At 42.6% G+C, this 24,020-nt stretch carries 20 protein-coding genes; 11 read left to right on the top strand and 9 right to left on the bottom strand.

From position 1 onward, the window contains the following. Nucleotides 1-149 precede the first annotated feature (149 nt). From dnaA to FTU03_RS11600, 5 genes are all read left to right on the top strand, one after another. Nucleotides 150-1,532: a chromosomal replication initiator protein DnaA gene (gene dnaA, locus FTU03_RS11620; protein ID WP_004780349.1), complete on the top strand. Its 1,383-nt coding sequence runs from the start codon at nucleotides 150-152 to the stop codon at nucleotides 1,530-1,532. A gap of 109 nt (nucleotides 1,533-1,641) precedes the next feature. Next, nucleotides 1,642-2,790: a DNA polymerase III subunit beta gene (gene dnaN / locus FTU03_RS11615; protein WP_179993058.1), complete on the top strand. Its 1,149-nt coding sequence runs from the start codon at nucleotides 1,642-1,644 to the stop codon at nucleotides 2,788-2,790. A gap of 25 nt (nucleotides 2,791-2,815) precedes the next feature. Beyond that, nucleotides 2,816-3,898, top strand: a complete 1,083-nt coding sequence (gene recF / locus FTU03_RS11610; protein ID WP_179993059.1) for a DNA replication/repair protein RecF — start codon at nucleotides 2,816-2,818, stop codon at nucleotides 3,896-3,898. A gap of 54 nt (nucleotides 3,899-3,952) precedes the next feature. Beyond that, nucleotides 3,953-6,418: a DNA topoisomerase (ATP-hydrolyzing) subunit B gene (gene gyrB / locus FTU03_RS11605; RefSeq protein WP_166139278.1), complete on the top strand. Its 2,466-nt coding sequence runs from the start codon at nucleotides 3,953-3,955 to the stop codon at nucleotides 6,416-6,418. 192 nt (nucleotides 6,419-6,610) lie between these two features. Continuing rightward, nucleotides 6,611-6,958, top strand: a complete 348-nt coding sequence (locus FTU03_RS11600) for a hypothetical protein (protein WP_179993060.1) — start codon at nucleotides 6,611-6,613, stop codon at nucleotides 6,956-6,958. Nucleotides 6,959-7,661: 703 nt separating this feature from the next. On the opposite strand, the gene FTU03_RS11595 is transcribed toward FTU03_RS11600, so the two are convergent. Both FTU03_RS11595 and FTU03_RS11590 read right to left on the bottom strand, forming a co-directional pair. Then, complete coding sequence (locus FTU03_RS11595) at nucleotides 7,662-8,825, bottom strand: zinc-dependent alcohol dehydrogenase (RefSeq protein ID WP_159124281.1); 1,164 nt, start codon at nucleotides 8,823-8,825, stop codon at nucleotides 7,662-7,664. Between the two features lie 304 nt (nucleotides 8,826-9,129). Beyond that, complete coding sequence (locus FTU03_RS11590; RefSeq protein WP_179993061.1) at nucleotides 9,130-11,073, bottom strand: ATP-binding cassette domain-containing protein; 1,944 nt, start codon at nucleotides 11,071-11,073, stop codon at nucleotides 9,130-9,132. A gap of 211 nt (nucleotides 11,074-11,284) precedes the next feature. Between FTU03_RS11590 and FTU03_RS11585 the strand changes: the two genes are divergently transcribed. The 4 genes from FTU03_RS11585 to erpA all read left to right on the top strand — a co-directional run bounded on the left by FTU03_RS11585 (nucleotide 11,285) and on the right by erpA (nucleotide 15,214). Further along, nucleotides 11,285-12,289, top strand: a complete 1,005-nt coding sequence (locus FTU03_RS11585; protein ID WP_179993062.1) for a putative solute-binding protein — start codon at nucleotides 11,285-11,287, stop codon at nucleotides 12,287-12,289. A 254-nt stretch (nucleotides 12,290-12,543) separates the two neighbouring features. Continuing rightward, the gene (locus tag FTU03_RS11580; protein WP_004780360.1) at nucleotides 12,544-13,554 is read left to right on the top strand and encodes a putative solute-binding protein; all 1,011 of its coding nucleotides are present in this window, start codon (nucleotides 12,544-12,546) and stop codon (nucleotides 13,552-13,554) included. 194 nt (nucleotides 13,555-13,748) lie between these two features. Next, nucleotides 13,749-14,762: a putative solute-binding protein gene (locus tag FTU03_RS11575; RefSeq protein ID WP_179993071.1), complete on the top strand. Its 1,014-nt coding sequence runs from the start codon at nucleotides 13,749-13,751 to the stop codon at nucleotides 14,760-14,762. A 116-nt stretch (nucleotides 14,763-14,878) separates the two neighbouring features. Next, nucleotides 14,879-15,214 (top strand): iron-sulfur cluster insertion protein ErpA, encoded by a 336-nt coding sequence (gene erpA / locus FTU03_RS11570; protein ID WP_004780362.1) that lies wholly within the window; start codon nucleotides 14,879-14,881, stop codon nucleotides 15,212-15,214. A 60-nt stretch (nucleotides 15,215-15,274) separates the two neighbouring features. Here the strand turns inward: erpA and FTU03_RS11565 are convergent, their stop codons facing one another. The 6 genes from FTU03_RS11565 to FTU03_RS11540 form a co-directional block, all read right to left on the bottom strand. Further along, nucleotides 15,275-15,652, bottom strand: a complete 378-nt coding sequence (locus tag FTU03_RS11565; protein ID WP_162835342.1) for a hypothetical protein — start codon at nucleotides 15,650-15,652, stop codon at nucleotides 15,275-15,277. Between the two features lie 111 nt (nucleotides 15,653-15,763). Further along, nucleotides 15,764-16,669 (bottom strand): matrixin family metalloprotease, encoded by a 906-nt coding sequence (locus tag FTU03_RS11560; protein ID WP_034171331.1) that lies wholly within the window; start codon nucleotides 16,667-16,669, stop codon nucleotides 15,764-15,766. 120 nt (nucleotides 16,670-16,789) lie between these two features. Beyond that, on the bottom strand, nucleotides 16,790-17,185 hold the full coding sequence (locus FTU03_RS11555) for a hypothetical protein (RefSeq protein ID WP_257224163.1): 396 nt from the start codon (nucleotides 17,183-17,185) through the stop codon (nucleotides 16,790-16,792). Between the two features lie 166 nt (nucleotides 17,186-17,351). Then, on the bottom strand, nucleotides 17,352-19,292 hold the full coding sequence (dnaK, locus tag FTU03_RS11550) for a molecular chaperone DnaK (protein WP_104426786.1): 1,941 nt from the start codon (nucleotides 19,290-19,292) through the stop codon (nucleotides 17,352-17,354). A 118-nt stretch (nucleotides 19,293-19,410) separates the two neighbouring features. Continuing rightward, nucleotides 19,411-19,959, bottom strand: a complete 549-nt coding sequence (gene grpE, locus FTU03_RS11545) for a nucleotide exchange factor GrpE (protein WP_166138659.1) — start codon at nucleotides 19,957-19,959, stop codon at nucleotides 19,411-19,413. 722 nt (nucleotides 19,960-20,681) lie between these two features. After that, nucleotides 20,682-21,176, bottom strand: a complete 495-nt coding sequence (locus tag FTU03_RS11540) for a hypothetical protein (RefSeq protein ID WP_179993064.1) — start codon at nucleotides 21,174-21,176, stop codon at nucleotides 20,682-20,684. 213 nt (nucleotides 21,177-21,389) lie between these two features. On the opposite strand from FTU03_RS11540, the gene FTU03_RS11535 reads away from it, so the two are divergent. Then, nucleotides 21,390-22,460: an alpha/beta hydrolase gene (locus tag FTU03_RS11535; RefSeq protein ID WP_179993065.1), complete on the top strand. Its 1,071-nt coding sequence runs from the start codon at nucleotides 21,390-21,392 to the stop codon at nucleotides 22,458-22,460. Nucleotides 22,461-22,505: 45 nt separating this feature from the next. Here FTU03_RS11535 and FTU03_RS11530 read toward each other — a convergent pair whose 3' ends face one another. After that, complete coding sequence (locus tag FTU03_RS11530) at nucleotides 22,506-23,177, bottom strand: acetoacetate decarboxylase family protein (RefSeq protein WP_179993066.1); 672 nt, start codon at nucleotides 23,175-23,177, stop codon at nucleotides 22,506-22,508. 103 nt (nucleotides 23,178-23,280) lie between these two features. On the opposite strand from FTU03_RS11530, the gene FTU03_RS11525 reads away from it, so the two are divergent. Beyond that, a complete protein-coding gene (locus FTU03_RS11525) occupies nucleotides 23,281-23,853 on the top strand; it encodes a peptidylprolyl isomerase (protein ID WP_179993067.1) in 573 nt (190 codons plus the stop codon). Nucleotides 23,854-24,020 lie beyond the last annotated feature (167 nt).

Raw genomic sequence — 24,020 nt, 5'->3', positions numbered from 1 at the left:
TTTAAATTTAAATTTATCCACCATGACTGCTTTTTGCGCAAAATCTGTGGAAATTGCCATGACAGATGTGGATAACTTGGTTAGAATGGCGACCCGCTTTGGTCGCGGTCAGCCTTTTTGATTAACAATGGAATGAATAGGGGATTCACATGCTTTGGACAGACTGCTTAAATCGCTTGCGACAAGAGCTCTCTGGAAATGTCTTTACAATGTGGATTCGCCCGTTGGTTGCGGAAGAGCTGGACGATACCCTGCGTCTTTATGCACCTAATCCGTATTGGACGCGCTACATTCAAGAGCATCATCTGGAACTGATTTCAATTTTGGCCGAACAGCTGTCTGAAGGTCGCGTACGTAAAGTTGAAATTCTGGTGGATTCGCGTCCAGGTGCAATTTTATCTGCCAGTGAACAGCCAGCGACGACAACAGCGGCTTTGGAATCTGCGCCTGTGGTTGCGCCAGCGCCGCGTCCTAAGAAAGAAAAAGAAGATTCAGGCAAAAATAGCCGTAAACGTCAGCTGAACCCTTTATTTACCTTCTCGTTATTTGTTGAAGGCCGTTCTAACCAGATGGCGGCTGAAACCTGCCGTAAGGTGTTAACCCAACTTGGGGCTTCACAGCATAACCCGCTATTTTTATATGGTCCGACTGGTCTGGGTAAAACCCACTTGATGCAGGCCGTCGGAAATGCATTATTACAGGCAAAACCCAATGCCCGCGTGATGTATATGACTGCAGAAAGCTTTGTGCAGGATTTTGTCAGTTCCCTACAACAGGGCAAGGTTGAAGAGTTTAAGAAAAACTGCCGTTCACTGGATCTTTTGCTAGTCGATGATATTCATTTGCTCGCAGGTAAAGAAGCCAGTCTGGTTGAGTTTTTCTATACCTTTAACGCGTTGCTGGATGAATCGAAGCAAATTATTCTCACCTCGGATCGTTACCCTAAAGAATTGACAGAACTGGATCCACGTCTGGTTTCACGTTTTTCCTGGGGACTTTCTGTGGGTGTGGAACCACCCGATATTGAAACTCGAATTGAAATCTTGCTAAAAAAAGCCGAGAACACCGGTGTAGATTTACCACGTAACTGTGCGCTATTTATCGCCCAACAAGTAGTGGCGAACGTACGTGAACTGGAAGGTGCGCTAAATAAAGTGGTAGCGATCTCGCGTTTTAAAGGAACGCCGATTGATCTGGATGTGGTACGTGAGTCTTTGAAAGATGTCCTCGCAATTCGTGCCCGTACCATCAGTACTGAAAATATCCAGCGTGTAGTGAGTGAGTATTTTCGCATTCCGCTTAAAGAGCTGGTAGGTCCAAAACGTACCCGTATTTATGCCCGTCCACGTCAGCTTGCAATGGGTCTGGCACGTGAACTGACTGGAGACAGTTTCCCGGAAATTGGTATGGCTTTTGGTGGTCGAGATCACAGTACAGTCATGCATGCCTGCGAAAAAGTGCAAAGCTTGCGTGAAGAAGATCCGATCTTCAATGAGGACTATAAAAACCTGCAACGCCTGTTGCAGAGTTGACCTAAAACGCTCAAATTCTGTTCTTGCTATGCGGCCTGTTTTGCCGCATAGTTAACTGCTAAAAATTCAACTTTTATCTTATTAATCTTCAGCTTTAGAGGAATGTACCGTGCGTTTAAAAATCGCGAAAGAAAGCTTACTGAATGTTCTCTCACATGTCGTAGGAGCGGTTGAACGTCGCCATACCTTAAATATTCTTTCAAACCTGAAAATCCAGGTGACTGCTGAAGCTTTAACCGTTACTGGTTCGGATCTGGAAGTGGAACTGGTTGCCAGCACACAGTTGTCTGAAGGTGCATGCTTGCAAGCGGGTGAAACCACTGTTCCAGCACGTAAGCTGATTGATATCTGTAAATCTCTGCCATCAGCAGCCCTGATTGATCTGCAAATTACCGATGACCAGCGTTGTATCCTGAAATCTGGAAATAGTCGTTTTGTGCTCGGTACTTTACCTGCGGATGACTATCCATTACTGAATACTGAAAATACCCAAGGCACGCAAGTGACTGTGACTCAGCGCGAATTAAAGCGTCTGTTTGAAAAAACGGCTTTCGCAATGGCAGTGCAGGATGTGCGTTTCTACCTGACCGGTACTTTACTTGAAATTGATGCCAATCAGCTTCGTGCGGTAACGACAGATGGCCACCGCTTGGCACTGTGTGAAACAGCAGCACAATCGACAGCAACTCAAGCGATTCAAGCCATTGTTCCACGTAAGGCGGTCGCTGAATTGCAACGTTTATTAAGCGTTGAAGATGAGCAGCTTTCTCTGCTGATTGGCCGTGAATTATTGAATGTGACCATTCGTATGGCCAGCCGTGATAAGGATCAGGCTGATATTACAGTTCGTTTCACCACGAAACTGATTGACGGTAAATTCCCGGACTACCGCCGTGTGATTCCACGTGGTGGCGACAAGAATGTGATTATTGCGCATGACGTGTTTAAGCAATCTTTACAACGCGTGGCTATTTTGAGTAATGAAAAACTACGTGGCGTATTCCTGAACTTTAATGCCGGTTCATTACAACTTCGTGCCAATAACCCGGAACAGGATGAGGCGATTGAAGATCTGGCCATCCAGTATGCAGATGCACCACTGGAAATGTCATTCAATGCGCAATACCTGATTGAAGTGCTAGGGGTACTGGACGGTGAAGATGTATCGATGACCATGACTGAAGCGAATCAGTCTGTGCTGGTTCAGGATCCATCTCATACCGATCAGACTTATGTCGTGATGCCAATGCGTGTCTAAGCGACAGCTGAGTTAAGCCAACGCTATGCATATTACGCGTCTTCATATTGAACGTGTACGAAACTTAAAAACGGTTGCACTCCAGGGATTGCAACCGTTTAATGTTTTTTATGGCCAGAATGGTTCAGGCAAGACTTCAGTACTGGAAGCCATTCATTTACTGGCCACAGGACGCTCCTTTCGTACCCATATCCCGAAAAATTACATTCAGCATGGCGCCTCGGATGCGATTGTGTTCGCCCAATCGGAAACTGAAAAAGTCGGCATGCAAAAAATGGCCAGCGGGGAACAGCTGATTAAGGTTAATGGCGATGCGATTGCGACTCAAGGCCAGCTTGCTAAAATGTTGCCCTTACAACTGCTTGATCCACAAAGTACCGATATTATCGATCATGGCGCCAAACCACGTCGTCAGTTATTGGACTGGTTAATGTTCCACGTGGAACCAGAGTTTTATCATGCCTGGCAATATTATTCACGAGCCTTAAAACAGCGGAACAGCCTGCTTAAATCCAAACGTTTTCTAAGTTTGTCTGATCTGGAACCGTGGAACCAGATGCTGAGTGAGTATGGCGAGATTTTGCACTCCCAGCGTGTCGGCATCGTGGAACAGTGGAAGCCATTTTTTGAGGATGATCTCAAGCATCTACTGCCTGATCTGGAGATTTCTCTGGAATACAGCCCTGGCTTTCACAGCGAAAACGGCCTGCTGAATGACCTGACCAATCATCATGATAAAGATGTGGAACGACGCTATACCGAATATGGTCCACATCGCGCAGATTTGCGTATCAAGACCCCTTTGGGGGATGCTGATGTGATCCTGTCCCGTGGACAAAAAAAGCTTTTAATGATGGCACTTAAACTGTCGCAAATCGCAATGCTGCATTCTTGTAATAAGGAAACTGTGGTATTATTAGATGATGTGACAGCAGAATTAGATTTAACCGCACAACAACGTTTAATTGAGCGATTGAGCCAGCTTGGTAGTCAAGTTTTTATTACCACTTTAGACCATGAATCAGTACAAAAGCACCTACATGATCTGTCTATCTCATATCAGTTATTCAATGTTGAAAACGGTACAGTTCAAGTTGTTGTGCAATAGTTTTTAAATTTTTACCTATCTTTGGATAAACCTATATTTCACTAGGGAGAAACCATGAGTTCAGAAGATCAAGCTGCTTCTCAAACAGAACAAACCACTGAAAAAGCTTATGATTCCTCTAGCATCAAGGTATTACGTGGTTTAGACGCAGTACGTAAGCGTCCAGGCATGTACATTGGTGATACAGACGATGGTACCGGCTTACACCACATGGTCTTCGAGGTCGTAGATAACTCGATTGATGAGGCGCTGGCAGGTCACTGTGATGAAATTTTAGTGACTATTCATGAAGATGAATCAGTTTCAGTATCAGACAATGGCCGTGGTATTCCGACCGACATTCACCCTGAAGAAGGCGTGTCTGCTGCAGAAGTGATTCTAACCATTCTGCATGCTGGCGGTAAGTTTGATGATAACAGCTATAAAGTTTCTGGCGGTCTGCACGGTGTAGGTGTATCCGTAGTAAATGCGTTGTCAGAAAAACTGGAATTAACTATTCATCGTGCCGGTAAAATCCATGAACAGGAATACCGTCATGGTGATCCACAATTCCCGTTAAAAGTGGTGGGTGAGACCGATAAGACCGGTACTCGCGTGCGTTTCTGGCCAAGTGCTGAAACCTTTAGCCAAACCATTTTTAATGTCGACATTCTGGCACGTCGTTTACGTGAACTGTCTTTCCTGAATGCAGGTGTACGAATCGTATTACGTGACGAACGTATCAATGCCGAATACATTTTTGACTATGAAGGCGGTTTGGCTGAGTTTGTTAAGTACATCAATCAGGGTAAAACTCACCTGAATGACATTTTCCATTTCACTACTCAGGCAGAAAATGGCATTGGTGTGGAAGTTGCACTGCAATGGAATGATTCTTATCAGGAAAATGTACGCTGCTTTACCAATAACATCCCGCAAAAGGATGGCGGTACTCACTTAGCCGGTTTCCGTGCAGCACTGACCCGTGGTTTAAATAACTACATGGACAGTGAAAATATCCTGAAAAAAGAAAAAGTTGTGGTTTCAGGTGATGATGCGCGTGAAGGTTTGACTGCGATTGTGTCAGTAAAAGTGCCTGATCCGAAATTCTCTTCACAAACCAAAGAAAAACTGGTGTCGAGTGAAGTGAAATCTGCCGTTGAGCAGGCCATGAACAAGGCATTCTCTGAATATCTGTTAGAGAATCCACAGGCGGCTAAATCAATTGCAGGCAAGATCATTGATGCAGCGCGTGCCCGTGATGCGGCGCGTAAAGCCCGTGAAATGACCCGTCGTAAGAGCGCGCTGGATATCGCCGGTCTTCCAGGTAAACTGGCGGATTGCCAAGAGAAAGATCCAGCTTTATCTGAACTGTACTTGGTCGAAGGTGACTCTGCGGGCGGTTCTGCAAAACAGGGCCGTAACCGTAAGATGCAGGCAATTCTGCCGCTAAAAGGTAAGATCCTGAACGTGGAACGTGCCCGCTTTGACCGTATGATTTCTTCTGCAGAAGTGGGCACGCTGATTACGGCACTCGGCTGTGGGATTGGTCGTGAAGAATATAACCCGGACAAGCTGCGTTATCACAAAATCATCATCATGACCGATGCTGACGTGGATGGTTCACACATTCGTACGTTGCTGTTGACCTTCTTCTTCCGTCAAATGCCGGAACTGGTCGAGCGTGGTCATATCTATATTGCGCAGCCACCATTGTACAAGCTGAAAAAAGGCAAACAGGAACAGTACATCAAGGACAATGATGCACTGGAAACTTACCTGATTTCGAATGCGATTGATGAGCTGGAACTGCATATCAGTGCTGATGCCCCTGCGATTCGTGGGGAAGCTCTGGCCAATGTGATTACTGATTATCAAACTTCACAAAAGAGTTTGGCACGTTTAACTGTACGTTATCCTGCAAGCTTGCTGGATGCGTTGATTTCACTGGAAGCATTCAAGCTGGATCAGTTGGAAGATAAGGCTTATGTAGAAACTTGGGGTGAAGACCTGCGTGCAGCGATTGAAAAAATCCAGCCAAGTTTACGTCCTGAATTGAGTCTGGAACGTTTTGAAAAAGATGTTGATGGCCAGATCGTAGAAAGCTGGTTACCACGGATTACAATTTATGTGCATAACCTGCCGCATCATTACCTGCTAGATGCTAGCCTGCTCAGCTCAAGTGAATATGCACGTTTACTGAAAAATTCGAAAAGCTGGTTCACGCTGCTTGAAGAGGGTGCTTATTTACAGAAAGGTGAGCGCAAGATTCAGGTCAGCAGTTTCCATCAGGTTTGGCAGCACATTCTGCAAGACTCTCGCCGCGGCATGATGATCCAGCGTTATAAAGGTCTGGGTGAGATGAACGCGGACCAGCTGTGGGAAACTACGATGGATCCGGAAAACCGTAACATGCTACAAGTGACGGTGCAGGATGCAATTGAAGCAGACCGCATGTTCTCTTGTCTGATGGGGGATGATGTGGAACCACGTCGTGCCTTCATTGAAGAAAATGCCTTGAATGCTGATATTGATACCTGATCCATTGGAATAAATCGAAACGAAAAAGCGCCTTTTAAGGCGCTTTTTTTACGTAAATTTTCTATTAATGCCGGATGAACTGTTTAGAATAATTTTAATCTAAGCAGTTTTTAGACCAATGATCCGCTGATATTAGGTTTCAAAAAAGCCTGGTTCAGTAGAATCAAGTCTTATTTATAAAGAGGTTTATCCATGGATAGCCAGCTTGAAGAAATACGTGAGATCTGGGCCAATGCATTCTACAGTGGCGACTATGATATGCTGCGCCACTATGAACATCAGGACTTTCAGGTGGTTTTTGAACAGGAAGGTCGTGTAGAAAGTAGTTATCTGCGTTATGACCGGATTGCTCATGCGGTACAAAATGGCGTATGGAAACCGTTGAAGCCAGATATAGAATATGAAGAATACGAGTACAATGAAGATCAGACCGAATGCCGGATCTTGATTGGACTGGAAAATAATAAACAGCGTCTTCAGGAGATCTGGAAGCTAGAGGATGAATGGAAAATTCTAGAACTTAGATTTTTGAAATCCTAAAGTTCCAATGATTTATTAAGTTACTTCGAAATTTTCTAAAAATATTTGAATAGTGTTGTTTTAAATTTTGTTTGAACCTTGATCAATCGTGTGGATAACTGCAAAGTTATCCATATTTTTTTATGTGAATAAGATAGTATTTATCCACAAGTTATATTGTCTTTCTTATCTCTTAATTTTTTAAATTTAAATTTAAATTTAATTTCTCTATCTTGTGGATAAGTGTTTTTAAATTTAAAATGGGTTTTTGAATTTAAAAGACTACTTGGAGCCATATCTTCTATGTTCTTTAACGGCAACCAGTTCAGGTGAGTTTTTATCTGTTTTTAATGGTAAATTATATAAATAACTTAAAAATTAATGGTTTATATTGATATTGTAGATTTAATTAACAATAAGCGTGGAACATATTTTAATTATAAAAATCTTCACTGTAGTGAAACTACACAATTAATTTAATAATCAAGTGAACTTTCAATTTTTTATTACTGAATCATAGGCTTATAGATTTTTCTAACTTTTACTTCTATAGCTTAGTTTCTTTAAGCTGGATCATCACGTGACCTAGTGCCAGTTCATTTGATAAACAGGCAATAGATCTGAGCTTTTAGAAACTGAAAATAGAAAAAAATACGGTTTATAAAATGGTGATCAAAAATAAAAAAAGCGCCTAACGGCGCTTTCTATTTTTTAATGATTGTATTTATGGGGTCAGAATAATCTTGCGGCAGTCTTCTTCACGTTTATCGAAAATACGATAGCCTTCAGCAGCTTCTTCCAGTTTCATGCGATGGGTGATAATCACTTCTGGAGACAGCTGGCCATTTTCTACATATTCAAGTAATTGTGGCAGGAATTTATGCACATGCGTTTGACCCATTTTAAAGGTCAATCCTTTATCAAAGGCATCACCAAACAGGAAGCCATGAATTGGACCAGCATATACACCTGGCACACTCACCACACCACCACGGCGTACTGCGGCGATACATTGACGTAGGGCAAAGCCGCTCGAACCTTCAATTTTTAGATTCGTCATCACAGTTTCAAGCAAACTGCCTTTGGCCTCGAAACCAATCGCATCAATGACGGCATCAACACCACGATGACCGGCAGTATTTTGAATAATATATTCAGCTGCATCGACTTCATCAAAATTCACTGGAATTGCACCATAAGTTTGATGGGCGAAACGCAGACGGTAAGGGTGGTGATCGACCATAAAGATCTGTTCGGCACCCAGCATACGTGCGCAGGCAGCCGACAGTAAACCAACTGGACCAGCACCATAAATCGCAACACTGGAGCCGCGAGTGACCTGGGCATTGGTTACAGCCTGCCATGCAGTAGGCAAGATATCAGTCAGAAACAGGACTTTTTCATCCGGTAATGATCCTGGCACTTTAAATGGGCCCACATTACCTTTAGGCACACGAACATATTCAGCCTGTCCGCCTGGTACACCGCCATATAAATGGCTATAACCAAACAGAGCCGCACCTGGTGGAATTTGTTTCTTATTGATAATTGCACCACGGCCAGTATTGGTATTTTCACAGGCAGCCATCAGTTCATGTTCACAGAAAAAACAGTGACCACATGCAATCACGAAAGGAATAATTACCCGGTCGCCTTTTTTGACTTCTGTGACTTCAGGGCCGACTTCTTCTACAATTCCCATAAATTCATGGCCGAAAATATCGCCATCTTCAGTGGCCGGGATTTTACCCCGGTATAGATGCAGATCTGAGCCACAGATGGCAGTCGCTGTCACCCTTAAAATGACGTCATCTGGTTCCTGAATCACTGGATCTGGAACGGATTCAACTCGTACATCCCGAGCACCATGATAGGTAAGAGCACGCATGCGGATTTCCTCTCTCTAGTTCAACATTAAACAGACTCGTATCAAGGCTGCCAAAAATAAAAAACACTTTTATTAGAGCCTTATGGGTCAAGAAATCGCTGTAAATTAATGTATGAAATAAGACATCCGGGTGTTTAAAAAATAAACTTATATAGGATTTGCGTAATTCACTACAAAATATGTCAAAAAACGGTTTCGATAAAAAAATCAGGGAAAAGATGGAGAGAGCAATATATAAAAAGTATAAAAAAGAGATTAGCTCCAGTTGCAGCTAATCTCTAAGATTTGAATCAAGGTTTAAAACTTAACCTTCCTGAAAAGATTGCTCCAAACTTTCTAGCTCCATCATCAGTTCTAGCATTTGCTCTTCGGCAGTTTCCAGTTTCTGTTTCAGTTCAGTTTGCTCGTTCATAAGTTTCAGCAAGTCATCTTTACGTGCAGCTTCATATAAAGCGCTATCTGCCAGCAATTCTTCAATTTCTGCCAGACGCGGTTGTAACTTGTCAATTTGCGCTTCGCATTTTTCGATATTCTTGCGAATCGGACGAGTCTGCTCACGACGCTGAGCGGCCAGTTTGCGCTGTGCTTCCTTATCTACTTTGGCTACCACCACAGGTTTAGCTTCTGTTTCTACTACCTGTGCTTTGGCTAAGGCATTCTGTGCATTGATCTGCTGTTGACGCGCTTCACGTAACCATTTGGCATAGTCCTGCAAATCACCCTCAAATTCGGTACAACGTCCGGCATGTACTAACAGCAATTCATCACATACTGTCGCAATCAATTGACGTTCATGCGAAACGAGTACCACCGCACCTTCAAAATCCTGCAAAGCCATAGTCAGGGCATGGCGCATATCCAGATCCAGATGGTTTGTCGGTTCATCCAGAATCAGTACATTTGGACGCTGCCAAACAATTAAAGCCAAGGCCAAACGTGCACGTTCACCCCCAGAGAAACTCTCACATGGGGTATCCATGCGCTCACCGCTAAAACCGAAACTGCCGAGGAAAGAGCGTAAAGAAGCTTCACTGATTTTTGGATCGGCGATGCGCGCCAGTTGTAGCATTGGGCTGGCATTAGCATCCAAAGCATCCATCTGGTGTTGAGCAAAATAACCAATATTGAGTAATTCTGAGGCTTTACGTTGACCATTTAATAAGGGCAAATCTCCGACTAAGGTTTTGATTAGGGTTGATTTACCCGCACCATTCATTCCCAGTAAACCAATGCGAGAATTTGGGGTGATTTGCAGGTTAATTTTGCTGGCAATCGATTTATCGCCATAACCAATTTCCGCCTGTTCCAAGGCCAGAAGTGGTGAACTCATTTTGGTCGGTTCACGGAAACTGAAGGTAAAAGGCGTATCTACATGAGCAGGGGCGAGATCCTGCATACGCTCCAGCATTTTGATCCGGCTTTGGGCCTGACGTGCTTTAGTTGCTTTGGCTTTGAAACGGTCAATAAATTTTTGTAAATGTGCTCGGGCTTCTTGCTGTTTCTCAAAGGCCTGTTGCTGTTGCGCCAGACGCTCGCTACGGGTCACTTCAAAAGTTGAATAATTACCGGTATAGAGGGTGAGTTCCTGATTTTCGATATGCAGAATATGATCCGTCACGGCATCCAGAAAATCACGGTCATGCGAAATTAGCACTAAAGTGCCTTCATACGCCTTTAACCAGTCTTCCAGCCACAAGATCGCATCTAGATCCAAGTGGTTGGTCGGTTCATCGAGTAATAGCAAGTCTGAACGGCTCATCAGGGTACGGGCCAAATTCAAACGCATCCGCCAACCGCCTGAAAAGCTGGAAACATCCAGGCGAATCTGATGATCCATAAAGCCTAAACCAGCCATTAACTGTGCTGCTTTAGAGGGAGCGGAATAGCCATGAATCTCGTCAAAACGGCCATGTAGCTGTGCCAGTTCTGCATCAGAAAGCTGTTCCGTATGCGCTAGTTTAGCCTGTATATCCCAATACTCTTCATCGCCTGACAGAACAAAATCAATGGCTGGCATATCTAGGGCTTTAATTTCCTGAGCCATATGCGCTACGGTCCAAACGGATGGACGGGTTAGCGAGCCCTCATCTGCACTGAGCTCACCTAAAAGAGCCGCAAACAGGGTGGATTTTCCTGCACCATTCACGCCGGTTAAACCAATTTTCCAGCCGGGATGAAGCTGCATGGAGGCTTTTTGAAATAACACTCGCCCACCACGGCGTAACGAAACTTGGTCTAACTGAATCATTGAACTTACTAACAAGGGCAAAAGAGAATGCCGCTATTCTAATGGAAAGCCGAGAGAAAACAAAAAATCTTCGTTGCAGTTTATCCTGTTCAGGCTTTAAAAATTTATAGATTCATATATGATGAACTATGTTTTGAGTAAATACTCTATTTTGTTTAAAAACCGAAAGATAGAGCCATCAAGGCTCATAATAATATTGAGTAGAATAAAAATGAAAAAAGGATTTTTAATTTTATCTGCACTGGGCCTATGGGCTTCGAGTGCACATGCTGCCCCAGTCAATGTCTGTGTATTTGATTTACTGGGAAAATCGGGTGAATCCTTCAAACTGCTGGAAGAATGGACATTAGCCAGCAAGCAGTGGGGGGCTACGGTTCAATTGATTGCTTATCAGGATGAAGCCAAAGTCGATCAGGATGCCAAAGCCGGAAAATGCGATGGCTTCTATATGACCTCCATGCGCGCGCGAGCTTATAACAAATTTGCAGGCTCCATTGATGCCATTGGCGGCGTTCCTAATAATGACATTGCCATGAAAGCGGTGAGTTATGTGCTGGATAAGCGTAATACCAAGCGCATGACCACTCAGATTGGCAAGGAAAAATTTGAAGTAGCCGGTATTGGCCAGATTGGTCCTGCTTATATCTTTGTCCGTGATCGTAATATGAACAAGCTGGAACATATTAAGGGCAAGAAGTTTGCTGTGCTGCATTATGACTATGCCCAAACCATTATGGTGAACCGGGTAGAAGCTGTACCGGTAAATTCGGAAATTTCCAATTTCATCCGTAAATTTAATCAGGGTGAAGTGGATATTGTGGCAGCGCCCGCTTATGCCTTTAAACCTCTCGAAGTGACTAAAGGACTGGGCCAAAAAGGAGCCATGATTAACTTTCCGGTGGTCAATGTCACGGCAGATCTGATTATTCGACCGGATAAATTTCCGGAACAGTTTGCAGCCAATTCCCGACAATGGTTTGTTAAGCAGTTACCACGCAGCTTCGCGATGGTAAAACGGATGGAAGCAGAAATCCCGCGTAAATATGTTCTGAACCTGAGTCGTGAGGAACAGGTCAGTTATCAGAAAATTCTGCGTGAAGGGCGTATGGATTTAACCAAACAGGGCATCTATGATGCTGGCATGATGACGGTATTAAAACGGGCACGCTGTACTGTGGAAAGAACCAATTTCGAATGCTCAATTAGTGGTGAATAGTTTTAAAATCATGTATATCTTTGTAACTACAGCGAATGAAATGTAATTCAAAGTAGCTAAGCTAAAATATTAAGATGCTGATATATTTATAAAAAAATAAGATAAAAGAAATCAAGAAAAACTGATTTATCTTTATAGGCCAAAAAGCCGCTTTTATCTGGAGTAAATGCTCTATTTTTTTGAAATAAATTTGCTTAATATTTGACGCGTGTACGGACACTCAGCTAACAACAAGATTTCAAAGGATAACTAAAATGAAAAAAACACTCTTATCATTGGCTGCATTTTCTGCATTTGGTTTTGCAGGTGTAGCACATGCAGAAAAGGTCGATATCTGTGTGTTTGACCTACTTGGTAAATCTGGCGAGTCTTTCCAGATGGCTCAGGAATGGGCACTGGCAGCAAAAGGCTGGGGCGCAGATATTAATCTGATCGCCCGTCAGGATGAAGCCGTCGCTGACAATGACTTTAAGGCTGGCAAATGTGATGGCGTATTCATGACTGCCATGCGTGCCCGCCAATACAACAAGTTTGCCGGTTCAATCGATGCCTTAGGCGGTGCTCCAAGTAATGCCATTGCACAGCGTGCGATTAGCTTCGCTTTAGATAAGCGTAATGCGGCTAAAATGGTTACGACCATGGGCGGTAAAAAATATGAGGTGGCCGGGATTGCGCCACTGGGTTCAGCTTTTATCTTTGTACGTGACAAAAATATCAACTCTATTGAAAAAGCGGCAGGTAAGAAGTTCGCCGTACTGGGCTATGATGATGCGCAAAAAATCATGGTTCAACGTGTAGGTGCACAGGCCGTAGTATCTGATGTATCTAACTTCGTGGCTAAGTTTAATAATGGTCAGGTCGATATGGTAGGCGCACCGGCGTATGCGTACAAGCCACTCGAAATCTATAAAGGTTTGGGCAATAGCGGTGCCATGTTTAACTTCCCGGTACTGCATGTCACCTCTGATTTTGTGATCCGTCCAGAGAAATTCCCGGCTGGTTTTGGCCAGAAGTCTCGTGACTGGTTCATTAAAAATCTGCCTAAGAGCATGGCAATGATCAATCGTCTGGAAGCCGGTATTCCGGCGAAATATAAGCTGAATCTGAGTGCAGAAGATAAAACCAAGTACCAGAAGCTATTACGTGAAGGGCGTATGGATATGACCAAGCGTGGAATCTATGATGCCAGCATGATGTCGGTACTGAAACGTGCGCGTTGCTCTGTCGATAAGGCCAACTTTGAATGTTCACTTTCTGGCGAATAATTTGATTTTTAAGGAAAAAAGCTTAGATTTATCTAAGCTTTTTTTATATTAAACAAAGTCAGATCTGCCATTGCAGATCACGGCAAAGCGGTTAAGCTGATTAAAAATAATGCTTTCATGTTTAGTATAAAAAACAATAACATGTAGCACTTAAAGCAGATAACAAAAACAAGGCAATCAAGGAAAGCAAAATGATGCAGAGAGGATGGAAAGCCCTGGCTGTAGGTGCAGTACTCGCGGCAGTTTCAGGTCTGGCTCAGGCAAAACAGGTGGTATGTGTATTCGATCTGGTCGGCAAAAATGGTGACGTCTATGCCGTAATGAAAGACTATCAGCTGGCCGCAAAAAACTGGGGCGCTGATATCGAGCTCAGGGTAAATACCAATGAAGCCGTCGTCGCAGAAGATTTTAAAGCTGGTAAATGTGACGGGATCAGTGTCACTGGTATGCGTGGCCGTCAGTTCAACCGTTTTACTGGTTCACTCGATGCGATTGGTGCAATTCCTGATCTGAACCTGGCGGTAAAAGTTATGCAAGGCCTGGCGAGTCCGACCTTTGCCAAGCTCATGGTTCAAGGCAAGTATGAAGTCGCAGGAGTGATTCCGGTAGGCGATGCCTTCCTGATGGTCAATGACCGAAGCATTAATACAGTTGCGAAAGCAGCAGGTAAAAAAATTGCTGTACTTGACTATGACGAAGCACAAAAAATCATGGTTCAACAAGTGGGTGCACAGGCAGTCAGCGCCGATGTGACCAACTTTGGCTCTAAATTTAACAATGGCCAGGTCGATATTATTGGTGCGCCTGCTGCCGTATTTAAACCGCTAGAGCTGCATAAAGGTTTGGGCAGCAAGGGTGCCATTGTGAATTATCCGGTATTGCAGGTCACTGGTAATATCATTATTCGTCCAGATAAATTCCCGGCCGGATATGGACAAAAATCACGTGAATGGGTGAAGAGCCAGTTACCACGTGCTTTTGGTATTTTAGGTAAAATGAAGGCAGATATTCCATCTAAATACTGGATGGATATTCCTGAAGCAGATAAGCCGGGTTACCAAAAGCTGATGCGTGATTCGCGGATTGATCTGACCAAACGCGGTATTTATGACAAACGTATGATGAAGTTACTCTGGCAATTCCGCTGCAAGCAGAATCCGAAAAACTTCGAATGTGCATTACAGGATGAGAACTATAAACAATCCTGATAAAATTACTCTGATTTGACTTTTAATCTGTACAGACTGACCATATATTGAGTGTGTTATACTTGAAATATGGTCTTTTCTTTTTAAAGACATTCCATTCAACAGAGGAATCCGCCATGAATGCTCAAGCGCTTGTGCTCACCGACAATGCCGCAAATAAAGTACGCCAGTTGCGTGACAGTGAAGGTAACCAAGACTTAATGCTCCGTGTGTATGTCACCGGTGGCGGCTGTTCAGGTTTCTCTTATGGCTTTAACTTTGCGGAAAGCCAAAATGAAGATGATGCAGAATTCGTCAATGGCGATGTCAAAATGCTGGTCGATTCTCTAAGCTATCAATATCTGGTCGGTTCAGTGGTTGACTATGTTGAAGGTCTGGAAGGTTCACGTTTTGTGGTACAAAACCCGAATGCGACCACGACCTGTGGTTGTGGATCTTCATTCTCGATCTAATACCTATCAAGTTGAATAAAAAAGTCCTCATATGAGGACTTTTTTATATCTGAAGAAAGCTTAACTTTCCAGTTTGACCGCTTCAAGCAGGTCAAAAATCACTGTAGTGACATCCTGACTCAGTTCGCGGTTATTAAATATCTCGTAGGCTGTAATGGTAATGTCCGTATCACTCGGCAACAGACGCTGTTCTTCCTCAATCAAGTCATTGATCGGTAACAAAGTCTGTTTCACTTGCAGATGCAAAATATCCTTAAATTCAAGATTTTCATCATCCAGCTCGATCAGCTGTTCATTGAAATAAGGCAGCAAAATTGAATGAAGATAAGGTTGAATATCCTCGATATCAAAGATCTCGATATCACGGGTTTCATCAATCGTACTAATGTGGTCATTTACTTCAATTAAAATATGGTAGTAACTCACATGAATCTCCAAGAAAGTTGGCCTAAGACGTCCTACTGTTCTTCACAATAACATGAAATGAAACCAAGTTGTATTTTTACTAGCCTAAACACATAAATAATATAGGGAATTAAAACCTGAATGTTATCGGGTATACAATAGGGTCTTGTCTGCCGGGCGTAGTTTGAAATCTTGCAGATTCTGTTCACCCAATACAGGATACATTAAGGCTTCCGGATCATTATGATGATAGAGACCCAAGGCATGGCCCAGCTCATGTGCCAAAGTTAAACGTAAATCATCTTTGGCATCAAACTGGTAAATCTGGATCTTATCTCCCATAAAAATACCCTTATGAAACTGGCGTGGGGGAAAACGCTGCTGGGCCTGCTGGATATTTCGCTGATGGCTTTGCACACTGTTTTGATGAACAGAAACTTGCTGATTAAATGAAGATAGCTGTTCCTGAAGATAGGCATATTCGCGCTTAAAACTTTCCAGTTTAGGCTTGAGCATTTCCATCTCATACTGAAGCTGTTCACGCTCGGCAGATGAGCTGGCTTGTTGACGGCGTTGCAATAAAGTTTGAAATTCAAACTCAAGCTGACTTTTTTGCTGGATCAGTCGTTGCTGCTGATCTTCCAGATTTTTCTGTGAAACTTGCAGATTGCTGACTTCACGCTGATATCTGGCTTCATCGGCAAGTAACTTTTTTTCAACCTTTTTAAAGGCTTCATAGTCCTGTTGGCGTTGATCATAAATCAGTTGAATGGCCAGCTGAGCATTCTCATCATAGACCATCAGATCATCGCGATTGGTTCCTTCATGCCAGATCTGAATAGCTTCCTGACTTAATTGAATGACCTCATCACGGGTCAAGCCAAAACCGGGATCGACTTGGTCAATCCGGAAACGTAGGCGCGTATCAAAAGGATGGGTCAAACGGTCAGCCAGGGAATTAAATTTTAATTGTGGATGGGTCTTGGTTTGTAGATACAAAAACAGTGACACAATGAAAACGACAATCCCCAGAAAGCTTAAAAGACGCATAGTGTTTTTTTAAATATTGTTTGGCTCAATGTAGCTAAAAAACCAGAAAAATCCTAGCGTCAGAGCGATAAAAAGTGGCAATAAAAAACCGTGCTTATGCACGGTTCTGTTCAGGTCAGATTATGATTTTTTACCTTTCCACTGTTCAATCTGTCTTGGCATATTGGAATGATAGATAAAACCAAGGCCTATACCATTCAATAAGAAGATCATAAATTCAATTAAATATTTCAGGTTATAGGAATGTCTGGTTTGGTGATTAAAGGCATACAGCGTGATTTCAGATTTAAAGATCTGGAAAATAATATAGCTCAGCAATCCAATAGCTAGAATGATAAAACCTTTTCCGGAAGGGTAACGCTGAGGTACAGCCAGGATCAGTAATACAATGATAGCAATCAGGAAACCCAAGGAAAAAGAAGCTTCAATTCCGAAAGTTTGCAGGTAATTAAAAGGCGCGAGTACCACATTCGGCGGTAAGATCAGAAGCAGATTGCCCATCGGGTAGAGCAGCATGATCGCAAGCCCGGAAGCCAGAAGAAAAAGCTTAACAAAATTCTGCATACGTTTTTATTTTTAAGTTATTTATTTCATTATAGTTTAATTAAAAAAGATTCTATTGCCTATGTATTGAACAAAAAAAAGACCGCATAAAATGCGGTCTTTTTCTCAAAGTGACAAATTATTTTTTATCATCTTTTACTTCAGTGAATTCAGCATCAACTACGCCGTCATCTGCTTTTTGGGCTTGGCCTTCGCCGCCTTGGAATGCATTAGGATCGAAACCTTGTGCACCGCCTTGGCCTTGAGCTGCTTCATAAGCACGTTGAGTGATCGGCATAATAATGTTTTGCAATGCTTCAGTTTTCGCTTTGATTGCTTCAACATCATTTTCTTTCGTAGACGCTTCTAACTCAGAAACCGCAGTTTCGATTGCAGTTTTTTCGTCAGCAGTCACTTGTTCGCCAAGATCTTTTACTGCTTTTTGAGCAGAAGAAACTAGCGCATCCGCTTCGTTACGTGCTTTTGCAAGCTCTTCGAACTTACGGTCTTCTTCAGCATTCGCTTCAGCATCTTTGATCATTGCTTCGATTTCAGCATCAGACAAACCTGAGTTTGCTTTGATCTGGATAGATTGCTCTTTACCAGTGCTCTTATCTTTCGCAGATACTTTCAAGATACCATCTGCGTTGATGTCGAACGATACTTCAATTTGTGGCACACCACGTGGAGCAGGTGGGATGTCACCTAACTGGAAGTTACCCAACAATTTGTTCTGTTGAGCCATTTTACGTTCACCTTGGTAAACTGAAATGTCTACAGCAGGCTGGTTGTCCGCAGCAGTTGAGAACACCTGAGATTTCTTCGCAGGAATCGTCGTGTTTTTCTCAATGATTGGAGTCAACACGCCACCCATGGTTTCAATACCAAGTGTCAACGGAGTTACGTCAAGAAGAAGTACGTCAGTTTTATCACCAGACAATACCGCACCTTGGATCGCAGCACCCATTGCGACTGCTTCGTCCGGGTTCACGTCTTTACGTGGCTCACGACCGAAGAATTCTTGTACTTTTTGTTGTACAAGCGGCATACGAGACTGACCGCCTACCAGGATTACGTCAGAGATATCAGAAGTTGAAAGACCAGCATCTTTCAGCGCAATCTTACAAGGCTCAATGGTACGAGCTACAAGATCAGCAACCAAACCTTCAAGTTTTGCACGAGTTACGTTAATCACTAAGTGTTTAGGACCAGTCGCATCTGCAGTGATGTATGGAAGGTTGATTTCAGTTGCGTTAGAAGAAGAAAGCTCGATTTTTGCTTTTTCAGCTGCTTCTTTCAGACGTTGTAACGCAAGTGGATCGTTCTTCAAGTTCACGTTTTGTTCTTTCTTGAACTCTTCAACCAGGTAGTCGATCAATGCGTTATCGAAGTCTTCACCACCCAGGAAGGTGTCACCGTTAGTTGATAACACTTCGATTTGCTGGTCGCCATCAAGATCCGCAATCTCAATGATTGAAACGTCGAAAGTACCACCACCCAAGTCGTAAACTGCAACTTTACGGTCGCCTTCTTTCTTGTCCATACCGAACGCAAGCGCCGCAGCAGTTGGTTCGTTGATGATACGTTTAACTTCTAGGCCTGCAATTTTACCTGCATCCTTAGTTGCTTGACGTTGCGCATCGTTGAAGTAAGCAGGAACAGTAATCACCGCTTCAGTGACTGTTTCACCCAGGTAGTCTTCTGCAGTTTTCTTCATTTTTTTCAGAACTTCTGCAGAGATCTGTTGTGGAGCAAGTTTCTTGTCGTTTACTTCAACCCAAGCATCGCCATTGTCAGCTTTCAGGATTTTGTAAGGAACCAGACCGATATCTTTTTGTACCGCTTGGTCTTCATAACGACGACCGATCAGACGTTTGATCGCGAATAATGTGTTTTTAGGGTTAGTTACCGCTTGGCGTTTAGCTGATTGACCAACAAGGATCTCACCATCTTTGTACGCAATAATAGATGGAGTTGTACGTGCGCCTTCAGCGTTTTCGATAACTTTAACTTTGTCGCCTTCAAGTACTGCAACACATGAGTTTGTAGTACCTAAGTCAATACCAATGATTTTAGCCATTTGGATGTTTCCTCAAAAATTTTTTTGTGATTTACACTTGTTATCCGATATGAGAGCCGTTCAATTTTTTTCAAGTAAATTTTTAGAAAAAATTTCACAAACTCCCGATTTATTTAGCTTAAGCGCCAACCATGACCATTGCAGGACGTAATAAACGACCATTGAGGGCATAGCCTTTTTGCAAGACTGTACCGATTTCATTAGATTTGGCATTTGGATCAATACCGACTGCCTGATGCAATTCAGCATTAAAACCATTTGCGGTATCAACTGCGACTACACCAAATTTCTCTAGTGTATTGAGCAACGCTTTCAGGGTCAGTTCTACGCCTTCACGTAACGGGCCCTGTTCTTCCCCTGCAGCAACAATCGCGCGCTCCAAGTTATCCACTGTATCTAGCAGCTCTTTAGAGAACTTTTCCAGCACAGTGTCTTTATGCTTTTCTGATTCACGCTGAATACGTTCTACACTTTTTTGTGCTTCGTAAACTGCATTGGCAGTGCGTGCTTTTTCTAACTTTAAGTCACCTTCAAGTTGTGCAATCTGCTCTTGTAAAGATTCAACGGTAACTTCTACTTGCTCAGGTTCAGCTTGAGTTTGCTCTACCTCTTGTGTCGCTTGCTCTTGCTCAAGATCTTGAGCTTGTTCGTTCTGCTCAGTTGCCATTGATTTACTCCGTTTAAATGGGTTTTTAAACATGTACAGTCCTTGGGCGTCAGAGTTAACTGCGTTAATACTGAACTGCCATGATTGAAATTTTTAATTATTTAAAGAAATCGGGGCAGGGGCAAAAAATTCAAGCACAAGTACAGATTAATTTTAGGATTTATTTGGATTTAATGACTTTCATAAATGTAGCATCGTATTTTTAGATAGAAATAATAATTTTTATCTGTTTTAAATATTTTTAGAACCGGTGCATCATAGCGTCATTAACAGCGGCCTTGTTCTGAGGAGAGAGCTGAACCAGGTTACTGTTGCCTTATTTTTTTAAACTGTTTTTTCCAGTCGGATCCCTCACACATGGTCCGGCTTTTTTTTGTCCAGATTATTTTTTAGACATAAAAGCGATTAATAACTAAGCAATAAAGTATTACACAAAAAATGAACAACGCTATATTATTCATTTCAGATTCTATCGCTGTAGTTTCTTCTCTTTTTAGAAATGTGTTTTCGTGGCTTATCTTTTCTCTAGATAAGCCTTTTTTTTGCCTGAAATTTGCTACGGTTTTCGACCTATAAAATGAGATCATCTTCATCAAGACTATACTGAGTGAAAACATTTCTTCTATTCAAAGAAAATAACTGGAATGAGATCAAAACCATAAAACTGCGCCCATAAAAAAGCTCTGATTAAATCAGAGCTTCTCTTTTCATTTATATTTTACTTAATCACGACGATTACGTGGTCGCTGCTGTTCCTGTTTACGTCGCTGATCATTCCAGTGTGGATTATTGGAGCGGTTTTTTTGAACCCGTTTACGCTGCTGTTCTGCCACTTTTTTATGTTGTTCCAGTTGCTGGCGACGTTTACGTTCAGCCTGCGCCTGTTTCTGACGCTGGTTACTCAGATTTTTGCGTTGCTGTTCCAGACGTTGTCGTTCCAGTTGAGTTTTACGACGGTCCAGTTCTATTTGCCGACGCCGTTCCTGTTCCCAGTTACGCTGCTGAATATTTTTGCGACGTTCCAGTTCCAGCCTCTTACGTTGCTGTTCATATTCCCAGCGTTGCCGGTCATAGCGGCGGTCTTGATCATAACGATAGTCATAACCTCGATCGCGACGGTCATAACGTCCGTCATAATAACCATCATCAGGAAAAGCCACACAGCCTACGGCTAAAAATGCAGTGGCTAAGGATACCGTTATTATTCTTATCGCCATAAGCTATCTCCTTTTATACAGACTTCTACATCAAAGTCGCAAAAGTGCTGTAAAAATCTCACTTAAACTGTCAATGACATCTGATTAAATTCAGGTTAGCGTATTTGGCAGATGATCTATGTACATTGATATTAAGACTTATATAAGAATATGGTCACTAAAACCCTAATCATGTAGAAAAAATGAAGAATTATGGGAAAAGGATGAAAACTCATGGGTGTGAATAATCCGGTCACAAAATTTGTAATGGATAAGGGGCAGGGCACTGCAGCACGCTTGCTGGATTGCCTGCCGAGCTTTGCACAAGAACGTCTGGTAAAAGCATTGGATTATCCTTATGACTATCCTGATTTGGATCCTTATATAAAATGCTTGATGGCGATTCAGATCAAACAGGGACAGCACGGTTTTATTAGTGAAGATGCGGTGCGATCACGTCAACTGTTTGATGAACGCATGAAAGCTATTCAGGCGAAACCGACGCCGGTCAAGGCAGTCGAGGATCTGCGTCTGCCATTGCAAAATGGCACTATCTTTGCCCGACATTATCATCCGGCACCACAAAAAAAATTGCCGATGGTCATTTTCTATCATGGTGGTGCATTTATAGTGGGTGGTCTGGATACGCATGATGAGTTCTGCCGTTTATTGGCGGTGCATGCCAAGGTGCAGGTACTCAGCGTGGCTTATCCGCTAACGCCCGAATACAGTCCTTTGCAGATGGTACAGGTCTGTGAAGATGCTCTGGCTTGGGTACATCAAAACATTAAGCAGCTGAAAATCTATAAAAACCAGATTGTAGTGGCAGGGGATAGTGCAGGTGGAAATCTGGCGGCAGTGGTTGCGCAGCGGAGTGCCGATAAAATCTATGCACCTCGCGCACAGTTATTGCTTTACCCGGCTGTCGATTTTAAAAGCCGCCATCCTTCTTTTTATGCCTATAACCAGGGCCTGGTACTTTCAGCTCAGGATATTGATCTGGTGACCAAGCTATATGCTGAAACACATCAGGTCGAACTGGACGATCCGCTGATTTCACCGACCTATGGTGAACTGAAAAATCTGCCGCCTGCCTATGTGATTACTGCCCGTCATGATGTGTTGCATGATGAGGGTTCAATCTATGCACTGAAGTTACGTGAGAATGGGGTGCGAGTGTACTATCAGGAATATACGGATCAGGCACACGGTTTTATCAATCTGACCCCAATTCATAAACGTTCGAAAAAGCAGGTTATTGAACTCAGCAAGAATTTCCGTAAATTCCTGGATAAAAAGATCTGATTCAAAAATAGATGTAAAAAAGGTGTTTCACGTGAAACACCTTTTTTATTTTTTATGGATCTTGGCTTCTGGAAAGACTAAATTAAATTTAGGTACATAAAAGCTTTGTAAATATTTAGCTTTAGAAAAATCTGGGAATATATCCTGAGTATCTTGCCACTCTGCTTGAATGAGCTTGGATAAATAACCCCGGAATTGAGGGCTAAACTGATAATGCTGGGATTTCCAGGTTTGCCGGATTTTTAGCATGGAGCTTGGAAGATGATGACTATTTAAATAGAAAGAACGAGGAGATTTAGGTTTTTTAAGACGAAGCGTCATGCTTTGCTCACGATAAGTAATGCGGCAAATCGTTTCCTGTCCCTGTTCTTGCCAGTCAAACTCTGCATATTCTTTAGGAATACCCCACAAGTGCTGACCATGCACAATAGATTCATGAGTAGAGACATAAATTTTCGGAATAGTCGAAAGACGCCGTCTGCTAATTAAAGGATGATCCATAATGAGCAATTCATCATAAGGACCCACAGGAGAATGATGATAGCGCACTAATAGAACCTGAACGACACGGCCGAGTGGAGATGGCGCAATCCGAAAACTTTGAAATTCACGAATGAAATGAGGGGTAATCCAGTAATTTAGAATAAAACCCTCCCCCTGCAAATGCCAGGGCGGAAATTGATGGACGCTTTTCTCCTGTAGTAATGCATGGCTCATTATTATTCTCTTGTCTTTAGTCGGCAGGTCACTGCATTATTAGTCATGAAAGATTAATATGTTGTGAATCTCAACCTTTCTTTATCAGTAGATGAGTTAAAAAATGTTAAAAAAATCATTATCTGCTATCGCGTTGATCGCATTTAGCTTGCCAAGTTTTGCTGCCAATACCCTGATCGAGATGAAGACCTCATCCGGTAATATCGAAATTGAACTCTTTAATGACAAAGCACCGATTACGGTGAAAAACTTTGAAGAATATGTCAAAAGCAACTTCTATACAGGAACCATTTTCCATCGGGTCATTCCTGGTTTCATGATTCAGGGCGGAGGCTTTGATCTCAACATGCAGGAAAAAGCCAATAATAAAGCTTCAATCAAGAATGAATCAGATAATGGTTTGCAAAACAAACGTGGCACTTTGGCCATGGCACGTACCAACGACCCTAATTCGGCGAAAGCGCAGTTCTTTATTAACTTGGTAGATAACAGTTTTCTGGATCGTTCACCAAGAAATGCTGGATATGCAGTATTTGGCCGGGTCACAAAAGGTATGGAAGTAGTCGATAAGATCGCTCAAGTGCCTACTCAAAACTATGGCATGCATCAGGACGTTCCTAAAACAGCCGTAAAAATCAACAGTGTGACCCTTAAAACACCAAGCGTGAAAAAGTAAGTGAAAAATAAAATATAAATATTTTGTTTGTATTTTCTTTGGAATATTATGAACTTATGTAAAAATTGGTAGAAAAATGAACCAATTTGGTGCATAAAAATGAAACAGTCATGATTGGTGTGCGTTAAAAGCACTTGCTTGTGTAGGAAATTGCCCTATAATGAGCT

This window comes from Acinetobacter sp. YH12046, from assembly GCF_013419905.1.
Taxonomy (GTDB): Bacteria; Pseudomonadota; Gammaproteobacteria; order Pseudomonadales; family Moraxellaceae; genus Acinetobacter.
This window is presented reverse-complemented; position numbering and strand designations above follow the sequence as displayed.